The organism is Mesorhizobium sp. M7D.F.Ca.US.004.01.2.1 (genome assembly GCF_003997785.1).
GTDB classification, from domain to species: Bacteria; Pseudomonadota; Alphaproteobacteria; order Rhizobiales; family Rhizobiaceae; genus Mesorhizobium; species Mesorhizobium loti.
In genome coordinates this window covers 1-2,338 of record NZ_RZRQ01000567.1, presented here as the reverse complement: position 1 = coordinate 2,338, position 2,338 = coordinate 1, and the positions used below count along the sequence as shown (strand labels likewise).

The window sequence follows — 2,338 nt, the reverse complement described above, 5'->3', positions numbered from 1 at the left end:
TCGCTGAACCCCTCGCTCGGCGTCGTGATCGTCAACGGCTACACCGACCTGGTCACGCCTTACCTCGCCTCGCGCTACCTGGTGAACCAGATCCCCGTCGCTCGCCAATGCCAAGCCTATCCGTCTCGATGTCGTCGAGGGCGGGCACATGATGTATTTCAGATCCGATGGTCGGCGCGCCCTGAAAGAGGCCGCTTCGGAGCTTTACCCGGCGACGCAATAAGCGTTGCGACAATGCGGCTCGCCATGGAACCCTGCCCCAACACAAGCATGGGGCTGGCGTAGCGCTGTACCGACTTTCGCCCGTATAGCTTGGTGCCGAGGGAGCTGAATTCCCAGGTCCCTCGTGTCGCTCCTCGCAGCATCACTGCCGCTCCGGCAATTTTGGTCCCACGCGCCTTATGGCCGATATCGCCATTCTCGAAACACGCGAGCGGGTTCTTGCCGGCATCCTGCTGACCGGTGCGGCCTATCTCCTGTTTTCGACGCAGGATGCTTCGATCAAGCTGCTGGTCGTTGGCATGAGCGTCTGGCAGATCATGTTCTTCCGCAGCATCACCATTCTGGGCGCCTGCGCGGCGATCGGCGGGCGACAGCTGTTTGCCGACACGGTGCGCTCGCCGATCGTCCGGCCGATGCTGGTGCGCAGCGCCTTCACGCTTGCCGCCTGGCTCTGCTACTACAACGCCGCGCGCAGCCTGCAACTCGCCGAACTGACCACCGTCTATTATGCGGCGCCGATCATCGTCACCGTGCTTTCGGTGGTGATGCTCGGCGAAAAAGTGCCGATGCTGCGCTGGCTGGCGGTGCTGATCGGCTTTGCCGGCGTGTTCGTCGCTTGCGATCCGACCCATCTCGGCCTGTCCGTGCCGGTGCTGCTGGTGCTGGCGGCCGCCTTTTTGTGGGGCATCGCCATCGTGCTCTTGCGCAGGACCGCCCTTGCCGAGCGCTCGATGATCCAGCTCCTGCTCAACAATTTCTATTTTCTGCTGTTTTCGGGGGTGCCGGCGTTGCTTTGGTGGCGGACGCCGGACGGGGGCCAGTTGCTGCTGCTTGCCAGCGTCGGCGCGCTCGGCGGCCTGGCGCAATACCTCCTCTTCGAAGGCATGAAGCGCACACCGGCCTCGGTCCTCGCACCGCTGGAATACACCTCGCTGTTGTGGGCATTCGCGCTTGGGTTTGCGATCTGGGGTGACGTGCCGCGTCGCGAGGTGTTCCTGGGTGCTGCCCTGATCGTCGCCGCCGGACTGTTGATCGTCGGCACCGAGCATTTCCGCAAACGGCTATGATGTGGGTCACCATCATTGCTGACACTACGATGTCAGGACCAAGCGGCGTAGGCTGGCGGCATGACTGACATTGCAGCCGCCATCGACACCGCCGCGGAGCGCACGCTCGGCATCATCCTGGTGTCGTCCTCGGCGGCCGTTTTCGGCCTGACTGGCGTTCTGACAAAGTCGATCCATGCCGACCCATTGACCATCATCTGCTGGCGCGGCTTTGTCGGCGCGATCCTGATCAGTCTGTATGTGCTGTGGCGGCGTCACCGTTCCGGCACGCGCGAAACGCTGCGGCTTGGCTGGCGCGGCTGGCTGCTGGCGGTGGAAGGGGCGCTGGCCAGCATCGCCTTCATCTCGGCGTTCAAGTTCACCTTCGTTGCCAATGTCGCCGTCATCTACGCCACCGCGCCCTTCGTCACGGCACTGCTGGCCTGGGTTCTGACGCGCGAACCGTTCCGACTGCAGACGATGGTCGCCGCTGCCGTGTCGCTGTGCGGCGTGGCGATCATGGTCTGGTCCGGCTTCGGCACCGGCAATCTGTTCGGCGATGGACTGGCACTGCTGATGACCATCGGCAGCGGCCTCTACATGATCATGGTGCGCGCCTTCCGCGACACGCCGGTGGTGTGGGCCGGCGCGGTTTCGGCATTCCTCCTGTTTGTGCTCGGTTGGTTCGTCACCGATCCACTGGCAGTTTCGCCAAGGGATGCCGTTCTGCTCGTCACTTTCGGCGCGTCCTTCGCACTCTCCTCGATCCTGTGGACGGAGGGCGCGCGGCTCATCCCGCCGGCCGAATCCGGGCTGCTCGGCTCGGCGGAAGTGCCATTCGCGATCCTGTTTGCCTTCCTGTTCCTGGGCGAGATTGCACCGGCCGCCAGCATGATCGGTGGCGCCATCGTGTTGTGTGCGGTGTTTGCCCATGCGGGGCGGGACTGGCTGATGGCCCGCTCGCAACGCATGACGTCAAATATTTCTTAAAAAAGTGACACAGTCACGGAACCATCATCGGGGTCAGGCATTGTTGGTGCGACGGGCCATCCCCAAGTCCCCCCAAACCC

Annotated in this window: 3 protein-coding genes; all 3 read left to right on the top strand. The window is 63.6% G+C overall.

From position 1 onward, the window contains the following. A partial coding sequence (locus tag EN993_RS37510) for a hypothetical protein (protein ID WP_245469059.1) occupies window positions 1–285 on the top strand: 285 nt, incomplete at its 5' end. A 116-nt stretch (window positions 286–401) separates the two neighbouring features. Further along, the gene (locus EN993_RS34800; protein ID WP_127266141.1) at window positions 402–1,289 is read left to right on the top strand and encodes a DMT family transporter; all 888 of its coding nucleotides are present in this window, start codon (window positions 402–404) and stop codon (window positions 1,287–1,289) included. A 60-nt stretch (window positions 1,290–1,349) separates the two neighbouring features. Further along, window positions 1,350–2,258 carry a DMT family transporter gene (locus EN993_RS34795; protein WP_109662789.1) on the top strand — a complete coding sequence of 303 codons (909 nt, stop codon included), beginning with the start codon at window positions 1,350–1,352 and terminating at the stop codon, window positions 2,256–2,258. Window positions 2,259–2,338: the final 80 nt, after the last annotated feature.